Genomic DNA, 19,518 nt, shown 5'->3' with positions numbered 1-19,518 from the left:
TATGAAAAGACAAGTCATTAAATTTATTACGAAGCAGCTGGCCGTATTGGCCCCCGAATTCAAGGCCAGATTGCTCTACAAAAAAGCATTTGGCAAACCGTTAAACTTGCAGGCGCCGTCCACCTGGAATGAAAAGATCAATCACCTGAAATTGAATGGCTATAGTCACAATGCGTTGGTGAAGCAGTGTGCAGATAAATATGCGGTAAGACAGTACATCAAAGATCAAGGGTGCGAAGAGATCCTTAATGAATTGTACTTTGCCTGTGATTCAGTAAACGATATTCCGTGGGACGCATTGCCGGATAAGTTTGTGATCAAAGGGAATCACGGTTCCGGGTATAACCTGATTTGCCAGAATAAAAAATTGCTGAATATCAAGAGCGCAAAAAAATTGATCGACGGTTGGATGAAAGACGATTATTGGAAAACTTATGTAGAGCTCAACTACAAAGGGATACAAAAAAAGATCATTGGGGAGAAATATATCGAATCGGCCAATGGTCACGGACCTGAAGACTATAAAATCTATTGTTTCCGCGGTGTACCTTACTGCACGTTGCTGTGTGTCGGCAGAGAAACCGGGTCGCCGAAGTATTACTTCTTTGACAAAGATTTCAAGTTTCTGTGCTACAGCGATGACTGCCTGGCCTTGAGCCAGGAAGAAATAGACGCCTTCGTGAAGCCAGAAGGCTACGATGAGCTGTTTGAGTACGCCTCACGCTTGTCCGCGCCCTTCGAGTTTGTTCGCGTTGATTTCTACATCTCCAAAGGCCAAATCATTTTCGGCGAATTGACCTTTACCCCATCCGCCGGGCTGGATACGGATATTCTGCCGCCAACCGATGTTTTGCTTGGCGAGATGTTGACGTTGCAACAGCACTGATTTTCACCTGGTCCCACATCCCACAGTGAAGATCGGCTGCGCCTGAGGATAAATACCGGCCGGCCTTTTTGCAGCCCGCGGGCCGGTATTGCCCTGAGGGATATCGGGCCGATGACCTCGCCTGTTCATGCCACCGTTACAGCAAAATCTCTGCTGCCTATCCCTGGCAGCCCACACCCGACCCAAGTGCAATACGCCAGTCAGATCACATAACCATTTGAAAAAAAATGGTATTAAGTGATTAATAAGAATCACTTACATATTTATAATAAAATGTTCTATATGTATAGGAAGCTATAATATAAGATCCAGGAAAGTTTCCCTGGTGTTGTTGTGTGTCTTTGCCCTATTTTATAGGGCTTTTTTCGCTAAAAATCGTTGATAACCGTGTGTTTTTACCTACCTTCACCATTTCCCCCTCCATAAAAACCATAACTATTTCTAATTAATTGTAATCCCTCTTATTCCTGACTTACCAATAATAACAATGAGTTGCTATTAACCTGGCAAAGCAACGGCTGGCAGCGCTTCGCGACCGGAATGTCCGCCCTAAAGGTAGGTTTTTACCGGGCGCGAACGGATGCTACTATCGGCCTTTTTCGAGGATGTTGATCCGCATGTTATTGTCCAACCGGCATTTTATCTCCGCGCTTCTGGCGCTCGCCATCGGCCTTTGGCTGCCGGGCTCCGTGATGGCCAGGCCCGATTTAGAACGCAAGATCGGCACTACCGTAGCCGATAGCGATACTGCGGATTACCGCTTCAGCGATCTGCGATTCACCTCCGCCGATGGCCAACGGCATTATCGTGTTCGCATCGCCCAACCGCGTCAGGCGCCTGTGCCAGACGGCTATCCAACGGTTTATTTCCTCGACGGCAATGCGGTGCTGATGGAGTTGAACGCCGCCTTACTGGCCAAATTGGCAGCAACGAAGCGGCCACCGGTGCTGGTGATGATCGGCTATGACAACGATCTGCGCATCGATGCCGCCGGCCGCACCTACGACTATACGCTCCCTCTGCCGGCAGGCATGAAGAAACCGCCGCGGGCCGTCGGGGGCGCGGATGCGTTCCTGCAATTGATTGAGACCCAGATCAAACCGGCGATCGCCGCCAAACTGGCGGTCGATCCTCAGCGGCAAACGCTGTGGGGGCACTCCTACGGCGGGCTCTTCGTTCTGCATACGTTGTTCACCCATCCCACCGCCTTTCAGCGCTACATCGCCGTGGAACCCTCGCTGTGGTGGGGCGACGGCATGATCCTGCAAGAAGCACAGCAGATGACAGAACGGCGCGCGGCGCCGGCGGCCAGGTTGCAACTGTGGGTTGGCCTGGCAGAACGCGATCGGGCTGCCCCGCCCGGCGTGAAGAGCCCCGCTCTGCCGGCGGACGCAACGCGTTTATTGGCCGAACACCTGGCACAGCTCGACGGTCTCACCGTCGGCTATCGCGAATGGCCTGCCCTGGGACACGGCGCCATGCTGGGTGCGGCCATCGAGCCGGCGCTGGGCAGCGTCATTGCAGAGGACTAAATCAGCGGATCAGAAGCTATCGGCCATATTTTCATCTGCGGCGCATATCTTCTGATAAGAAGAGTGTTTACTATCTGAGACAGAGAATGGCGGGCGCGGGTGGGGGCGTCAAAAAACAAAGTGGCTCCCCCGTCGGCAAGTGAGCTTGCTCTATCCGGTGGAGCCATACAGTACTGCAGTTTTCCCGGTGGGGCCCTGGTGAGGCGCAAGTAGGAAAAGATGGTGTTAGCAGGGCATTTCAGCGTTTTAATACCGCCTGTTTCACTATTTTCTTCTCCCTGTGGCACCTACTATAAGCGGCCTCTCACCTGGCGGAAAAGGGTGAAAACCACCCTTGAAATACATTAATGAAAGTGATATTAGAAGCGGTTAGGGCGAAAGCGCCTAGTTCAGTTTTGAATAATTAAATCAGGGAATTATATTAAAAATGAATATTAATATCACCGACAAACCCAACCCGCAGGATGAAGAGTTCGTTATCGACAGCCTCTGGGCTCACAACCATAAAACCCAGCCCGTAGACATTCACCCACTGTTCCTGACCGTCACTGACGACAACCAGCAGATCGTCGGTGGCCTGGTCGCACGCACCTGGTGGGGCGGCCTGGAAGTGCAGTATCTGTGGGTCGGCGATCAATGTCGCAAAAGCGGTTACGGCCGCCAGCTGATGCAACTGGCCGAAGAAGAAGCCCGCAAGCGCGGTTGCCATATGGCCTATGTCGATACTTTCGATTTCCAGGCCCGAGGCTTCTACGAAAAACTGGGCTACCGGGTCTACGGCGAGCTGGGCGACTACGCGCATCGCCACACCCGCCATTACCTGGCTAAAAGCCTGTAACGCGGCCTGAGCGGCGCAGAGGTAGGTATGGATTCATCGCATAAAAATAATGAATCTTATTTTAAGGGCCTCATCACCATGATGGAGCACCTGAGCGAGCCCTGGGGCATCAAAGACCAGCTGTCCCGCCACCTCTATATGAACCGTGCCGCTTATCTCTATACCAATACGCCGCTGAATTTCGACGTCGCCGGCAAATATGACCACGAATTCCCCGCCGACTGGGCCGACTCCGCCGCCGACTTTATCGAGCATGACAAGATGACCGAAGCAGCGCGCGATCGGGTCACGGTCATAGAAACCCACTACTGGTACGGCAAAGACAGCCTGACGCCGTTTATCAGCGAAAAGCTACCGGTGTACAACGATGACAAACAGGTGATTGGCGTGATCTGGAACGCCAAGCCGATGAACAGCCTGTCACCGCTGAAATACATCAATCAGCAAAAACCCAGCGTGTTGACCACCGAAGTCAATAACGAGCTGTTCACCCGTGCCGAACTCGATGTCATTTTTCTTATGCTGCAACGATTTACGGTAAAAGAGATCGCAAAAATCTATAACGTCAGCAATAAGACCATCGAAAACCGCATTTATAACATTTACCAGAAGGCCAACGTGCATACTCAGCAACAATTTGAGGAATACTGCAAATACGCCAATCTGGATAACTACATTCCCGATCGCCTGATAACCAAAGGCATTCAGTTTATTTGAACCGCAAGGAAGATCTCACCGTGATAAAGATCGAAGATTATCCGCTCACCCGGGTGCCGCAGGATAAAAGAGTCTCGTTTTTAAGCGTGGCCATCGTGCATATGGGCATGTTGACCGCGCTGGACCAGTTCATGCTCGGCGCCGTACTCGGCAACTCCATGACGCTGATTGACGCTTTCACCGCCATTTTCGTCGGCAGCCTGATCTTCGGCGTGGTGACCTACGGCCTGGGGCTGGCGGGCATGCGTGAAGGCATTTCCGGCAGCCTGCTGGCGCGCTGGTGCGGCTTCGGCCGTCTGGGCTCGGTGCTGATCGGCGTGGTGGTGGCCGTCAGCCTGCTGGGATGGTTCGGCATTCAGAACGCCATTTTCGCCAAGTCGCTCGACTTCGCGCTCGGCAATAAGCTGGGCTTTGGCTTGGCCGCCGGGCTCTCGGGCACGCTGTTGACTATCCTGGTGGCATTCGGTTTCAAGGCGCTGCGCATCGCCGCACGTATCGCGGTGCCGATGTTCATCATGCTGGTGGCCTTTATTTCAGTGACCGCGCTTTCCGGGCATAACCTGCAGGAGATCATCCAGCTGGCGCCGCCGGGTGAACCGCTGACCATCAGCGCCGGCATCACCATCGTCGTCGGCGGCGCCATCGTGGCCAGCCTGATGACCCCCGATCTGACCCGTTACTCCAAAAACGGCAAGCACGTGCTCGGCGTCACGCTCTTCACCATCATCGCCGGCGAGTTCGTGGTAAACGGCCTGGCGATCCTGATCGCCAAAACCCTGGGCACCGCGGATGTAGTCACCATCATGTCACAAGCGGCCGGCGGCGCCGGTTTGCTGGTAGTGGTGTTCTCCACCCTGCGCGTCAACGATCTCAACCTGTATTCCTCTTCGCTGGGCATCGTCAACGCGGTGGAAGGCATCACCGGCAAAAAGCTGAAGTACACCTACACCACGTTGGTGATCGGGATTCTGGGCACTACGCTGTCGGTGCTGGGCATTCTCGACCGCTTCGTCGACTTCCTGACGGTGCTTGGCGTGGTCTTCCCGCCGATTATCGGCATCATGTTGGTGGACTATTACCTGCTGCGCAGCCACCGCAAGATCCTGGACGAGAGCCGCCGCATGGGCCAGTTGCCGAACGAAACGCCAACCATCGGCTGGGCGGCGATCGTCGCCAGCATCGCCGGCGGCGCCGTTGGCCTGGCGACCGAATGGGGCGTACCGACCATCAATTCCCTGGTAGCGGCCAGCCTGCTGTATTGGGTGCTTAAACTGGCCTTCAGTCGGGCGCAAAAACCGCTGGCCTCGCAGAAGTCTCTCTGATTTTCGCGCACGCGGTAATGCACTCCTCCGGTATCGGGGGAGTGTTTGACGCTCGAAAAGGGGATTCAATGCAAAAGATGGGGCCGATCGCGCAGACAAACGGCCGTGGTGTTTAGGGTCCCTGGTGTCGGTCAAGCTATCCATTTATGCTCAGAGTGTGGCAATGCCCCCTCTGAGCTTTTTATTATAAAAACTGTCGGCTTCCGTATTTTGATCGTAAAGAAAAACTTCAGCTTGCATGAACAGTAGCCCATGAAATCGGCTTTGGTCAACATAAAAGTAAACATAAAACCGGCTTTTGTGTTCACTTTTCTATAAGTAAAACCTAATCAATTGATTTGCACGGCTTTATCTTTCTCGCAGAGGAAGCAGGCTACCCCCGCTGACATCACTGCGCTAAACGGCTGACGGTAAACAATAATTACCGCTAATAATCAGTTCGTTACCCGCTCGTCTGCGCCTTTTTATCTGGACAACGCCAATGCGTAAGATATAGTGAAGCCTGCGTAATGTTTGTAAGGACAGCCAATGAAAACCACCAACGCACAGCGCAAAATCAACATCATTAAAAATATTGAATATCTGATGCGTACCCGCGGTGAAACCAAGGCTTCCTTTTCCAATCGCAGCGGCCTGACGCGCACTACCCTCTACAAAATTCTTGACGGAAGAGTGAACAACGTTCAGCAATCCACCGTGAATCGGATCTCCGACTTCTTCGGTGTCTCCTGTGAAGAGATCGAAGACTACGATCTGGAAAAACTGGAGCTGCTCAACGAAACGCTGTCCACCGAAAGCAACAAGAACCCTTCCGCCATTCCGGTGATCCCCCAGTCGCGCTATCTGGCCGTCTCGCAGCGCAAGATCGGGCAGCTGGTCACCGAGTTTCCTCTGACTTATTTCTTCGGCGATGAGTCGAACATGTTGGCAATGAAAATAGAGACCGAAATTAAAGGGTCATTTATTCCCGGCGAGGTCATCATCATCAAAAGGCCGCCGGTACTGATTTGCGATTCACCTTTGCTGTATCACTCGGGAAAACGCGGCTTCTTTGTGGTTGACGACAAAGACAGCGAAAGCATGGACAAACGCCCTCAGGACACCGTGCAATTCCTGGGTTACATCGTTGGAGAAAGGTTATAAATGGAACCGAATCAGAAGTTCAAGCTGTTGGGCTTCACCCGGCATGGCACCATCGCGGCCAATGTCATGGTATTGGCCACCGGCAAAACCATTACCATGGGGCTGAATGAGCTGGCCGACAGCGAAATATCAGAAGATCTGAGCCGGCACGAGCTGCAGGCGCTGTACCGCAAACTCTATGGCGATAACCAACAAAAAACCGCCTACGAGCTCAGCGATCGCCACGAACGCTCCTGGTACGCCTACCTGATTATTACCGTGGCGCTCAGCGTGATTTATATTTTCTCAACGCTGTGCGGCGTCAAGCCGATCCAAATCCCGGTGCTGAATCTCATCACGCCGCCGGCGATCTTCATCTACCCGCTCACGTTCATTCTGGTGGATATCCTCAACGAATTCTACGGGTTGCGGCTGGCACGGCGCACGATTATCATCTCGTTTATCGCCAACCTGACCTTCGTCCTGGGGGTCTGGGTAACAACGCTGGTGCCGAGTATTCCGCAGTGGGAGTACAGCGAGACCTACAACGGTATCGTGCACAGCATCATGGCGGTGCTGGTGGCCTCGTCGGCGGCCTATCTGATCTCCGAGAACGTCAACTCCTACCTGCTCTGCAAAATCAAAGAGTTGACCAACTCCCGCTACCTGTTTGTGCGCGTGATCACCAGTACCGTAGTGGCGTCGGCCATCGACAGCGTGGTGTTCTGTACGCTGGCGTTCTACAACGTGCTGAGCTGGGACATCATCAAAACCATGATCCTGTCGCAGTTCCTGATCAAGGTGGTTTACGCCCTGCTGGGCGTCGGGCCGATCTACGCCACCCGCAGTCTGTTTAACCGCTACATCAATACCGAACAAGCAAAGGGCAATGAATATGCATATCCAAAAGCAAGATAAGATCACCCATCTTGGCGCGAACTCCGATTATCCGGATCAATATGCACCCGCATTGCTCGAAGCCCTGCCGCGCGCGCGCGGCCGCGATCTGATCGGCGTGGACGAGCAGCAGCTGCCATTCAGCGGCTTCGATCTGTGGACCGCCTTCGAGTTGTCGTGGCTCAACGGCAAGGGCAAACCGGTGGTGGGCATCGGCGAATTTACCTTCCCACACTCTTCTTCCAACCTGATCGAATCCAAATCGTTCAAGCTGTATCTCAACAGCTTCAACCAAACGCGCTTCGACAGCGTGGAACAGGTGAGCGCCGCCATGCAGAAGGATCTGTCGCAGGCGGCCAATGGCCAGGTCACCGTCAAGCTCTATCCGGGTTTGGAAGGTTACCCCGCGCAGATCGATCGTCTGCCGGGCATCAACATCGACGATCTGGATATCGCGGTCGACGACTTCGCCTTCAAACCGGAATACCTGAGCGGCGCGGCCGATCAAGGGGAGCACGTAGCGGAGACGCTGTCTTCCAATCTGCTGAAATCCAACTGCCTGGTCACCAACCAGCCGGACTGGGGCAGCGTGGTGATCCACTATGAAGGCCGCAAAATCGATCGCGAAAGCCTGCTGCGCTACCTGATCTCCTTCCGCCAGCACAACGAATTCCACGAGCAGTGCGTCGAGCGCATTTTCAACGACATCAAGCAGAGCTGCCGCCCGGAAAAACTCAGCGTGTTCGCGCGTTACACCCGCCGCGGCGGCCTGGACATCAACCCCTTCCGCAGCGATTTCGAAACGGCGCCAGCGCTCGGCCGCCTGATCAGGCAGTAAGCGTTACTCCCCAATGCTCCCGCCAGGGAGCATTGTTTCCTCGCTTTCATCTCCCTGTTATTTTTCGCCATTATCGTCGTCAGCGGCTATCTTCAAAGCACACTGACGGAGATTAACGACGCATGCCTGACCTTTCTCGCAGAGACCTACTGCGGGCCGCCGCCATTGGATCGGCTTTCACGCTGTTGCCCGCCTCGATTCGCAAAGCGCTGGCCATTCCCGCCAATAACCGCACCAGCACCCTGCGCGACGTCGAACACGTGGTGATCCTGATGCAGGAGAATCGCTCTTTCGACCACTACTTCGGCACCCTGCCGGGTGTACGCGGCTTCAGCGATCGCTTTACCATCCCATTGCCCGGCGATCGCCTCGTCTGGCAGCAGCAGGGCGCCGAGCGGCTGGTGCTGCCCTACCATCTGGACAGCAAACGCGGCAACGCCCAGCGCGTCACCGGCACGCCGCACTCGTGGGTGGATGAGCAAGCCGCCTGGGATCACGGCCGCATGAGCGCCTGGCCCACCTACAAAACGCCGGCCTCGATGGGCTACTACCGCCAGCAGGAGCTGCCGTTCCAGTTCGCACTGGCCAACGCCTTTACCCTGTGCGACGCCTATCACTGCGCTATCCACGCCGGCACCAACACCAACCGGCTGTTCCACTGGACCGGCACCAACGGCCCGTCCGCCGCCGACGTGGCGGTGGTGGTCAACGAGTGGGACAGCCCCGGCCCGGCGGAGATCGGCTACCAGTGGACAACCTATCCGGAACGGCTGGAGGCGAGCGGCGTCAGCTGGAAGGTGTACCAATTCCTGCCGGACAACTTTACCGACAACCCGCTGGCGGGCTTCCGCCAATACCGCGCCGCCAGCATTCAGGTGGGCAACCCGGCGCGGCCGCCAAAAGGCTTCAACGCCTTCGTGCCTTATCGCGACGAGCTCAACGCGACCGCGCCGCTGTACAAGGGCAACGGCAACACCCTGCCGGCCGCCGACGGCAACGATCTGGACGCCATGCTGGCCGGATTCCGTGCCGACGTGCAGCAGGGCAAACTGCCGCAGGTCAGCTGGATCATCGCGCCGGCGGCCTATTCGGAACATCCCGATCCCTCCAGCCCGGTGCAGGGCGGCTGGTTCACGCAAGAGATCCTCAACGCGCTGACCGATAACCCGGAGGTGTGGAGCAAAACCGTTCTGCTGGTCAACTACGACGAAAACGACGGCTTTTTCGATCATATGCCTTCGCCTTCTGCACCGTCGCTGCGTGAAGACGGCAGCTTCGCCGGTAAATCGACCGTGCCGTTCGACACCGAGATCTTCCAGCACGTGGCGCCGCCCGGCTCGCAGGATCAACCGCCGCCGGACGGCCGCATCTACGGCCCCGGCCCGCGGGTGCCGATGCTGGTGCTATCGCCCTGGAGCCGCGGCGGCTGGGTCAATTCGCAGGTCTTCGATCACACCTCGGTGCTGCAATTCCTGGAAAAGCGCTTTCAGGTGCATGAACCCAACATCAGCGCCTGGCGCCGCGCGGTGTGTGGCGATCTCACCTCAGCGTTCAACTTTGTCGACCCTAACGGCGAAGCGCTGCCAAGCCTGCCCGCCACCAGCCGCCACGCCGCCGATGGCCTGCGCCAGCGCCAGGAACAGCTGCCGCAGGTGCCGCTGCCATCGCCCGCCCACCAGCGTTTGCCGCACCAACGCCGCCTGGCGCGCCCTTCCCGCGCACTGCCCTACCAGCTGCACGTCGAGGCCACCGTCGCGACCGAGCAGCGCCGCGTGACGTTGAACCTGTTCAATACCGGCGAGCAGGGAGCGGTATTTCACGTCTACGACCGGCGAGACCTGACGCAAATCCCGCGCCGCTATACCGTCGAGGCCGGCAAGGCGGTCAGCGACGACTGGCAGGCGGACAATGAGTACCATCTATGGCTGCTCGGCCCCAACGGCTTTCATCGCGAGCTGCGCGGCGTCCTGAGTCGGCCGCAGCCGGAAGTGCGTTTGCGCCCAACGGGCCGCAGCCTGCAGCTGCAGTTGAATAATCCGGGCACCGAAGCGATAGCGGTCACCCTCGAACTCTGCCCTTACACTCAGCAAGGCCCGTGGCCTATTACGCTGCCTGCGGGCGGCAGCCACCAGCAAACGTTTGACGCCCGCACCAGCGGCGGCTGGTATGATCTTACGCTGCGAGGCCCCGGCTGGCTGCGACGCCTGGCGGGGCGGCTGGAGGACGGTGAGCACAGCGTCAGCGACCCGCTGATGGGCCAGGGATGATCTATCGGCATCAAGGGAGTTAAAAAAGCGAAAGGATATCGCTTATCATTGCGTTCTCGTTCTTCGCCGATTACCCAAGGATCTTCATGCCCGCTGTTCTTATCGCTAAAGCCGGCCGCTGGTTGGCCGCCTGTGTGTTGCTGTTGGCCGGCACCGCTCAAGCCGCGCCGATCGTCGTCACCGATGTCGCCGGCCGCCAGGTCACCCTGCCGCAACCGGCCAAACGCGTTATCCTGGCCGATGCCCGTGCGCTGCTGGCGCTGAATATTCTGCATCCGCAGGAGCCGCTGAAAAACATCATCGCCTGGGACAACTCGCTGAAGGTCAAAGCGCCGGATCTGGTGGAGGCCTACGCGAAAAAATTCCCGCAGGTCATGCAGATCCCCACCTTCGACAACCCCTACACCAGTGATTTCAGCGTGGAAAGCGCGGTGGTGCGCCAACCGGATCTGATCATTTTCGACATCGGCCTGCTGAGCAAATTGAAAGACAGCGGCGTGCTGACCCAGCTGGAAAAAGTCGGCATCCCGGTGCTGATCATCGATTTTCGCCAGCAGCCGCTGACCAACACCGTCGCCAGCATGGCGCTGTTGGGAAAAGTGTTTGACGAGCAGCCCAACGCCGATGCTTTTATCCGCCTCTATCAGCAACGCCTCGAACTGGTGCGCCAGCGGGTCGCCACGCTGAAACCGGAGCAGCGCCCCAGCGTCTTCATCGAGCGCAGCGCCGGCATCAAAGGCGAACAGTGCTGCAACACCTTCGGCAAAGGCAGCTTCGGCCAGTTCATCGATACCGCCGGCGGCAACAATATCGGCAGCAAGCTGTTTTCAGACATGGGTGGAGAAGTGAACGTCGAGCAGGTGATCAGCAGCAACCCGGATTTCTATCTGCTGACCGGTGCCGACTGGAGCCGTGGCCATCGCGGCACGCTGGCGGTACCGCTGGGTTACACCACCGATATGGCCACCAGCCAAAAGAAACTGGCGCATCTGCTGGATCGTACCGGTATTAACGTGCTGAAAGCGGTGAAAGAAAAACGCGTGATGGCGATTTATCATCAATTTTACGACACACCGCTCAACTTTATCGCGGTTGAAGCGATCGCCAAATTCCTGCACCCGGCGCTGTTTAAAGATATTGATCCGCAAGCGGATATCGAAATGGTGCACCAGAAATTCACCGCGCTGGATTACAGCGGCGTCTTCTGGCTTACGCCACAATAACCTCCCGCAGGGCCCGCCAGTCGGGTCCTGTTTCCCGCATTCATTATTTAGTTACCCACTTAACTATCCCGTAACAATTCTATTTACTTGCCAATAATTATCATTAAGATTGTCTTTTCTAAAAAAACACATCCGGGTCTGAAACTCTTAAGGCATTATTATGTCACCTCTTTTTCGGCTTTCCCTGCTGACGGCTTCCATCGCCATCGCATTCCCTGTCCTTGCTACTGATAACTCATCTCAGAACGATACCGACACCGTGACCGTCGTCGGCAACTGGCTGGACAACCCTGATACCAGTTCAGTGCTGCTCAACCATCCGGGCGCGCGTTCCATCGTCACCCAGCAGCAGATGCATGAGCAAGGCGACCAAACCATCGCCGACAGCCTGCGCGGTGTGCCCGGCGTGCAGGTGCGCGACAGCAACGGCACCGGCGGCAGCGATATTTCGCTCAACGTCGGCGTGCGCGGCCTGACATCGCGTCTTTCTCCGCGCTCCACCATTCTGATGGATGGCGTCCCGCTGGCGGTTGCGCCTTACGGCCAGCCGCAGCTGTCGATGGCGCCGCTATCGATCGGTAACCTGCAATCGGTGGACGTGGTGCGCGGCGGCGGTGCGGTGCGCTACGGGCCGCAAAACGTCGGCGGCGTGATCAACTTCGTTACCCGCGACATTCCCAAAACGTTTGGCGGCACCGCCAGCGTACAAACCCAGGGCGCCAGCCACGGCGGCCTGAAGACCCTGACCAGCGCCTCCGTGGGCGGCACCGCAGACAACGGCCTCGGCGCCGAGCTGCTCTATTCCGGCCTGCACGGCCAGGGCTACCGCGACAACAACGACAACACCGACATCGACGATTTCATGCTGAAAACGCGTTATGCGTTCACCGATCGCGACGAACTGCTGGCCAATTTCCATTACTACGACGCCAAAGCCGGCATGCCGGGCGGGCTGAGCAGCGCGCAATACGCGCAGAACCCGTTCCAGTCCACGCGGCCGTGGGATCAGTTCGAAGGCCGCCGCAAGGATATGTCGTTCAAATACAAACATCAGGAAGACGACAAGCAGTTCGAAGTGTTGACCTACTTCACCGACAGCTACCGCGGCAGCAACATCGAATCGGAAGGCACCGGCAAAAACGCGGGCCAGCGGCGCATGGTCTCCTATCCGCGCCACTATTCAACCTGGGCGATCGAACCAAGCTATTCGCAGCTGTTTCGCTTCTGGAATATGGCGCACGAGATCACCCTCGGTTACCGCTACCTGAATGAAACCATGGACGAAAAAGCATCGCGTTCCGCCTGGTATAATCCGGCGAATATCGGCTCGACGCCGGATACCCCGGACTATTACCAGCATACCTCCGGCGGTACCGCAGCCAACGCGTTCTATATCGACGACACCATTAACGTCGGCAACTGGACGGTCACGCCGGGCCTGCGTTATGAAAGCATTCGCACCCACGTGGACGATTCGTTCAACAACATCAGCCGCGAGAAAAGCTACAGCGAGCCGCTGCCGTCATTGAACGTGATGTACCACCTGTCCGACGCCTGGAAACTGTTCGCCAACGCCAACACCTCGTTCGGCAGCATGCAGTATTTCCAACTGACCAAAGGCGGCAACGGCAACCAGCCGGCGCCGGGGCTGACGGCGGAAAAAGCGCGCACCTATGAGTTCGGCACCCGCTACGACGACACCGTGGTCAAGGCCGAGGCCACGCTGTTCTACATCGACTTCGATAACCAGCTGCAGTACATCAGCAACGACGTGGGCTGGACCAACATGGGCGCCACCAAGCACAAAGGCATCGAGCTGGCGCTCAGCTACGATCTCAGCGAGCTGAATCGGGCGCTCGACGGCGCCAGCGTCTACACCAACTATACCTACACCAAAGCCAGCACCGACAAGGGCGACTTCGCCGGTAAAGATCTGCCGTTCTACTCGCGCCAGGTCTATACCGTCGGCACGCGTTACGCCACCGGCAGCTGGGTATGGAATCTGGACGGTTATGCGCAGTCGAAACAGCATTCGCCGGGCACCGGGCCGGAGTACATCACGCAGGAAAGCGCCGATGGCCAGTTCGGCAACATCGCCGGTTACATGGTGTGGAATATGCGCGGGGAATATAACTTCGGGCCGCAGCTGTCGAACCTGACGCTGGGCGCCGGGGTAAAAAACCTGTTCGATCAGCGCTACTTTACCCGCTCCAACGACAATAACTTCGGCAAGTACGTCGGCGAACCACGCACCTTCTTCGTGCAGGGGTCGATCGCCTTCTGATACCCAGGCCCCCGATGGGGCCTCGGTATCACCGACAATAAAGACGAAACAGGCGCGCCAAGTGCGCGCCCATCGGCGTCAGGGTGGTGTCCTTGCGTTGGATAAGATAAAACGTCGCTTTCGGCAGACTCTCTTCCAGCTCAAGCGGCACCAAATGCTTGCCCAGAATCGGATCCGAAATCACGTCCACCGACAGAATGCTGACAAAATCGCTCTGCGCCACCAGGCTGGTACAGGCCATAAAGGTCTCACAGGTTACGCTGATCGACGGCGCCATGCCCAAGTCCCCGAACAGATCGTGCAATAGCCGGTAATAACTGCCTTTCGGCGTCGGCATGGTCCAGTCGCAGTGCTGTAGCTGTTTCAGCGAGGTTGCCCCCTCCATCGGATGCCCTTTGCGCACCACCACCCGATACTCTTTTTCCATCAGCCGTTCGTACTGCAACTCGTTGTCGAGGCTGCTGGGGTAATAGGTATTGACGGTAAAATCCAGCTCGCCCTGACGCAGTTCAGGGATCATCGACACCAGCTGCCCCTCGACGATGCGCACCTTCACGTTGGGATACTCACGATGAAACTGAGTGACCACCTGCGGCATCACAGTACGCGCAATGCTGCCACCAACGCCGATATTCACCGTGCCGCCCGCCAACCCCAGCCGCTGCTGGATATCTTCCTGCGCCACCCGCAGCTCCTCAAGGATCAGGCTGGCATGCTGGAAAAAGTTATCGCCACAGTCGGTCAATACCACACCCTGGCTACGGCGAATAAACAACTTGGCGCCCAGCACCTCTTCCAGCTCCTGAATGGCTTTGGTCAGTGCAGGCTGGGAAAGGCGTGAGGTACGGCTAGCGGCGCGGATGCTGCCCTGGCGGCTAACGTCCACAAATGCACGTAATTGGTGCAATTTTATCGAGGCTGGCATAGGCGAAAGGCGATAACCGTTATTTATCAATAGCAAGATATTGGCATCTTATTTAGCCAGATTCCATTGTGTACATTCGGAAAAAACATAATAAATAACCAAATTCTTATTTCGCTTAATTAAGCGCATTTTCTGCGCCAATAAGCGCCATTCACGGCAGTTAGTAACCAAATACACCTTTTTATTTGCAAGAGCATCACCGTCTGATTTCAGTTCAGAGCATAACTGCTGCCTGGAGCGATCCAGCGCGCGATAACTTATGAGATATCACTATGACTAATTCGCTTTCGATGTTGGTGGCCGATCTGTACCCGCAATTGCAGGCCTGGCGCCGCGACTTCCACCGCTATGCCGAATCCGGCTGGTTTGAGTTCCGCACCGCCACCCTGGTGGCGGAAGAACTCGATCGGCTGGGTTACCGCCTGCAGCTAGGCCGCGAGGTCATCAAGGCCGAGGCGCGCATGGGACTACCCTCGTCCGATGAGCTGGAGGCGCAGGAACTGCGCGCCCGCAATCAGGGCGCGTTGGAAAAATGGTTGCCGCATTTTTCCGGCGGCTTCGCCGGCATCGTCGCAACGCTCGATACCGGCCGCCCCGGCCCGACTATCGCCTACCGCGTGGATATGGACGCCCTCGATCTCAACGAATTGCTGGAACCCGAACACCTGCCGTTCCGTGAAGGCTTCGCCTCTTGCAACAGCGGCATGATGCATGCATGCGGTCATGACGGCCATACCACCATCGGCCTGGGGCTGGCGCACGTGTTCAAAAGCCTGGAGTCCCTGCTTAGCGGCACCGTCAAATTGATCTTCCAGCCGGCGGAGGAAGGCACACGCGGCGCAAAATCGATGGTGGAGGCCGGCGTGGTGGACGACGTCGATTTCTTCACCGCGGTGCATATCGGCACCGGCGTGCCGGCCGGTGAGCTGGTATGTGGCAGCGACAGCTTTATGGCCACCAGCAAGCTGGACGTTACCTTCCGCGGCGTCGCCTCCCACGCCGGCGCCAAGCCGGAAGACGGTCGCAACGCACTGCTGGCGGCGGCGCAGGCTGCGCTAGGGCTTTACGCCATCCCGCGCCACAGCGAAGGCAGCTCGCGCATCAATGTCGGCGTGCTGCAGGCCGGCACCGGCCGCAACGTGATCGCCGATCGGGCGTTTATGAAGGTGGAGACGCGCGGCGCCACCAATGAGATCAACACGTTCGTCTATCAGCAGGCCCTGAACGCCATCGAAGGCGCCGCCAAAATGCACGGCGTCGCCTGCGACATCGTGCTGATGGGCGCGGCGCAGAGCAGCAAACCGACCCAACCGTGGGTGGATTATATCCGCCGCCAGGCGCAGCAGATAACCGAGCTGACCTCGGTGGTCGATCGCCGCGAACAGGCGGCGGGTTCAGAAGACGCCACCTACATGATGGAACGGGTGAAATCCCGCGGCGGCCAGGCCTCATACGTCATTTTCGGCACCGAGCTGAGCGCCGGGCACCATAACGAGAAATTCGACTTCAACGAACAGGTGATGGCGGTGGCGGTGAAAACGCTGGCGTCGCTGGCGCTGAACCTGCCGACATTCGGGAGCGGAGCATGAGCAACTCAGAACTGCAGGCATTTATCGACGACTACATTGACCAACGTCAACCCCGCTTCAGCACGCTGAGCGACGCGATTTGGGATCACCCGGAAACGCGCTTCAACGAGACCTATTCCGCCACGTTGCTGGCCGATGCGCTGGAACAGGAAGGCTTCTCGGTCGAACGCGGCGTGGGCGACATCGAGACGGCGTTTATCGCCAGCTACGGCAGCGGCCACCCGGTTATCGCGCTGCTGGGCGAGTACGACGCGCTGGCCGGGCTGAGCCAGCAGGCGGGCTGCGCCACGCCGCAGCCGCTGGTGGAAAACGGCAACGGCCATGGCTGCGGCCACAATCTGCTGGGCACCGCGGCGCTGGCGGGCGCCTTCGCCGCCAAGGCGTGGATGCAGCAGAACCGGCTGACCGGCACCCTGCGCTTCTACGGCTGCCCGGGCGAAGAAGGCGGCTCCGGCAAAACCTTTATGGTGCGCGAAGGCCTGTTCGACGACGTCGACGCCGCCCTCACCTGGCACCCGGAAGGCTTCAGCGGCATGTTCAACACCAGCACGCTGGCCAACATTCAGGCGGCGTTTCACTTCAAGGGCGTCGCCGCCCATGCCGCCAACTCGCCACACCTGGGGCGCAGCGCGCTGGACGCGGTGACGCTGATGAATACCGGCGCCAACTTCCTGCGCGAACATATCGTGCAAGAAGCGCGACTGCACTACGCGGTCACCCACACCGGCGGCAACTCCCCCAACGTGGTACAGGCCGACGCCGAGGTGTTGTACCTGATCCGCGCACCGCAGCTCGACCAGGCGCAGGACATTTACCAACGGGTGATTAACATCGCCAAGGGCGCAGCGCTGATGACTGACACCCAGATGGACGTGCGCTTCGACAAGGCCTGCTCCAACTATGTGCCGAACCGCAGTCTGGAACGCGCGATGTATCAAAACCTGTGTGATTTCGGTCTGCCCGAGTACAGCGACGCCGAACGCCGCTTCGCCGAGGAAATCCGCCAGACGCTGAGCCGCGACGATCTGCGCAACGCCAAACTCAACATAGCCCGCACCGGCGGCGCAGCCGGGCGCGAGTGGGTACAACTGCTGGGAGATAAGGTGCTGATGGACGAGGTCGCTCCTTATGTGGAGTCCGACGACCTGCTGTACGGTTCTACCGACGTTGGCGACGTGAGCTGGGTGGCGCCAACCGCCCAATGCTTTAGCCCCTGTTTCGCACTCGGCACTCCTCTGCACACCTGGCAACTGGTGGCGCAGGGCCGCACCGCTATCGCCCATAAGGGCATGTGCCTGGCCGGCAAGGTGATGGCGGCGACCGCCATCGATCTGCTGAGCGACAGCGCCCTGCTGGCGAGCTGCCGCAGCGAGTTTGAGCACCAACGCGCCGAACAGCCGTATCGATGCCCTATCCCACAAGGGGTAAAACCCTCCCCATTGAAATAGCATGAACAGACAGGGCCCGGTTCACCGGGCCACTAAGCATAATTATAAATAAATCAAATAATAACAATCACACAACAGAGCAAACACAGAGGGTAAAATCATGAGTGAGGCCACAACGCCAATCAATAAAAGCCCCGGACGCGTTTTTTACTGGGTGGAACGCATAGGCAATAAGATCCCTAATCCGTTTTTACTGTTCGTCTATTTGATCCTGGTGCTTATGCTGGCCACCGCGCTATTTTCCTGGCTCGACGTGGCGGTGAAAAATCCGGCCACCGGCGAACTCATCAAGGTGAATAATCTGATGAGCGTGGCGGGCATGCAGTGGATATTTCCCAACATCATCCATAACTTCAGCAGCTTTGCGCCGCTGGGGGCTATTTTGGCGCTGGTGATAGGCGCCGGCCTGGCGGAAAAGGTCGGCCTGCTGCAGGCGCTGATGTACAAAATGGCCTCGCGCGTCAGCGCCCGCTACGCCAGTTATATGGTGCTGTTTATCGCCTTCTTCAGTCATATATCGTCGGACGCCGCGCTGGTGGTGATGCCGCCCCTTGGCGCACTGATGTTCGTGGCGGTGGGCCGCCACCCAATAGCCGGACTGCTGGCGGCGATCGCCGGCGTCGCCTCCGGCTTTACCGCCAACCTGTTGATCGTCACCACCGACGTATTGCTTTCCGGTATCAGTACCGAAGCCACCAAAGCGGTGGATGGCGCGGTTCACGTCAGCGTGATCGACAACTGGTACTTTATGGCCACCTCAGTGGTCGTGCTGACCATCGCAGGCGCGCTGCTCACCGACAAATTTATCGAGCCCCGTCTGCCGAAGTGGCAAGGCAGCGCCGAAGACAAAATCGCAGCGCTGACCCCGCTGCAAAACCGGGGGCTGATGATGAGCGGTATCGCCGCGCTGGTGTTTATCGCCATCATCGCCGCTCTGGTGGTGCCGGAGGCCGCGCCGCTGCGTGACCCAAACACCGGTTCGGTGATCCCTTCCCCGTTCATCAAGGGTATCGTGCCGATCATCATCCTGTTTTTCTTCACCGTCGCCATTACCTATGGCGTAGTCACCAAACAGATCCGTCGGCCGGACGATATTCCCCATCACTTGCTCGATCCGATGAAAAGCATGGCGGGTTTTATCGTGATGGTATTTCCGCTGTCGCAGTTCGTGGCGTTCTTTAACTGGAGCAACATGGGCAAGTTTATGGCCGTCGGCCTGACCGATATGCTGGAAGCCGCCGGCATGAGTGGCGCACCGGCATTTCTCGGCCTGATGTTCCTCTCCGCCTTCCTGTGCATGTTCATCGCCAGCGGCTCGGCGATCTGGTCAATTTTAGCGCCGATCTTCGTGCCGATGTTTATGCTGCTCGGTTTCCACCCGGCGTTCGCCCAGATGATCTTTCGCATCGCCGACTCTGCGGTGCTGCCGCTGGCGCCGATGTCGCCGTTCCTGCCGCTGTTCCTCGGCTTCCTGCAGCGCTACCGCAAAGACGCGCAGCTCGGCACCTATTACGTGCTGATCCTGCCCTATCCTTTGGTGTTCTTCAGCGTGTGGATTTTGCTGCTGCTGGTCTGGTATGCGCTAGGCTTGCCAATCGGTCCCGGCGTCTATCCGAAGCTGGGCTAAACG

The 19,518-nt window shown here is 57.6% G+C and carries 15 protein-coding genes; 14 read left to right on the top strand and 1 reads right to left on the bottom strand.

Annotated features, from left to right (window positions below; all coding sequences use genetic code 11):
* Position 1: 1 nt before the first annotated feature.
* The 11 genes from WA302_RS17215 (at position 2) to WA302_RS17165 (ending at position 13,926) form a co-directional block, all read left to right on the top strand.
* On the top strand, positions 2 to 886 hold the full coding sequence (locus WA302_RS17215) for an ATP-grasp fold amidoligase family protein (protein ID WP_043142145.1): 885 nt from the start codon (positions 2 to 4) through the stop codon (positions 884 to 886).
* A gap of 617 nt (positions 887 to 1,503) precedes the next feature.
* Positions 1,504 to 2,418, top strand: coding sequence for an alpha/beta hydrolase (locus WA302_RS17210; RefSeq protein ID WP_025304265.1), 915 nt, complete (start codon positions 1,504 to 1,506; stop codon positions 2,416 to 2,418).
* Positions 2,419 to 2,845: 427 nt separating this feature from the next.
* Entirely contained in the window at positions 2,846 to 3,256 is a 411-nt protein-coding gene (locus WA302_RS17205; RefSeq protein ID WP_019453029.1) for a GNAT family N-acetyltransferase, read from the top strand.
* Positions 3,257 to 3,283: 27 nt separating this feature from the next.
* The gene (locus tag WA302_RS17200) at positions 3,284 to 3,973 is read left to right on the top strand and encodes a helix-turn-helix transcriptional regulator (RefSeq protein ID WP_025304266.1); all 690 of its coding nucleotides are present in this window, start codon (positions 3,284 to 3,286) and stop codon (positions 3,971 to 3,973) included.
* 20 nt (positions 3,974 to 3,993) lie between these two features.
* Positions 3,994 to 5,295 (top strand): cytosine permease, encoded by a 1,302-nt coding sequence (locus WA302_RS17195; RefSeq protein ID WP_060434746.1) that lies wholly within the window; start codon positions 3,994 to 3,996, stop codon positions 5,293 to 5,295.
* 528 nt (positions 5,296 to 5,823) lie between these two features.
* Positions 5,824 to 6,438: a helix-turn-helix domain-containing protein gene (locus WA302_RS17190; RefSeq protein WP_336064637.1), complete on the top strand. Its 615-nt coding sequence runs from the start codon at positions 5,824 to 5,826 to the stop codon at positions 6,436 to 6,438.
* Positions 6,439 to 7,335, top strand: a complete 897-nt coding sequence (locus WA302_RS17185; protein WP_004937338.1) for a queuosine precursor transporter — start codon at positions 6,439 to 6,441, stop codon at positions 7,333 to 7,335.
* Positions 7,313 to 8,152, top strand: coding sequence for an NADPH-dependent 7-cyano-7-deazaguanine reductase QueF (gene queF / locus WA302_RS17180; protein WP_049204446.1), 840 nt, complete (start codon positions 7,313 to 7,315; stop codon positions 8,150 to 8,152). Before WA302_RS17185 ends, queF begins: the two co-directional genes overlap by 23 nt.
* Positions 8,153 to 8,274: 122 nt before the next feature.
* On the top strand, positions 8,275 to 10,419 hold the full coding sequence (locus WA302_RS17175; protein ID WP_261456619.1) for a phosphocholine-specific phospholipase C: 2,145 nt from the start codon (positions 8,275 to 8,277) through the stop codon (positions 10,417 to 10,419).
* A gap of 86 nt (positions 10,420 to 10,505) precedes the next feature.
* Entirely contained in the window at positions 10,506 to 11,642 is a 1,137-nt protein-coding gene (locus WA302_RS17170) for an ABC transporter substrate-binding protein (protein WP_025304271.1), read from the top strand.
* Positions 11,643 to 11,802: 160 nt separating this feature from the next.
* Positions 11,803 to 13,926, top strand: a complete 2,124-nt coding sequence (locus tag WA302_RS17165) for a TonB-dependent receptor family protein (RefSeq protein ID WP_197765035.1) — start codon at positions 11,803 to 11,805, stop codon at positions 13,924 to 13,926.
* Between the two features lie 28 nt (positions 13,927 to 13,954).
* Here the strand turns inward: WA302_RS17165 and WA302_RS17160 are convergent, their stop codons facing one another.
* Positions 13,955 to 14,851, bottom strand: coding sequence for a LysR family transcriptional regulator (locus tag WA302_RS17160; protein ID WP_025304273.1), 897 nt, complete (start codon positions 14,849 to 14,851; stop codon positions 13,955 to 13,957).
* Between the two features lie 272 nt (positions 14,852 to 15,123).
* On the opposite strand from WA302_RS17160, the gene WA302_RS17155 reads away from it, so the two are divergent.
* The 3 genes from WA302_RS17155 to abgT all read left to right on the top strand — a co-directional run bounded on the left by WA302_RS17155 (position 15,124) and on the right by abgT (position 19,515).
* A complete protein-coding gene (locus WA302_RS17155; protein ID WP_197836178.1) occupies positions 15,124 to 16,440 on the top strand; it encodes a M20 family metallo-hydrolase in 1,317 nt (438 codons plus the stop codon).
* Positions 16,437 to 17,888 (top strand): M20 family metallopeptidase, encoded by a 1,452-nt coding sequence (locus WA302_RS17150; RefSeq protein ID WP_336064636.1) that lies wholly within the window; start codon positions 16,437 to 16,439, stop codon positions 17,886 to 17,888. Before WA302_RS17155 ends, WA302_RS17150 begins: the two co-directional genes overlap by 4 nt.
* Positions 17,889 to 17,988: 100 nt before the next feature.
* On the top strand, positions 17,989 to 19,515 hold the full coding sequence (gene abgT, locus WA302_RS17145; protein WP_025304276.1) for a p-aminobenzoyl-glutamate transporter: 1,527 nt from the start codon (positions 17,989 to 17,991) through the stop codon (positions 19,513 to 19,515).
* The last annotated feature ends 3 nt before the right edge of the window (positions 19,516 to 19,518 follow it).

It is taken from the genome of Serratia sp. 201 (genome assembly GCF_037027545.1).
GTDB lineage: Bacteria > Pseudomonadota > Gammaproteobacteria > Enterobacterales > Enterobacteriaceae > Serratia > Serratia bockelmannii.
This window is presented reverse-complemented; position numbering and strand designations above follow the sequence as displayed.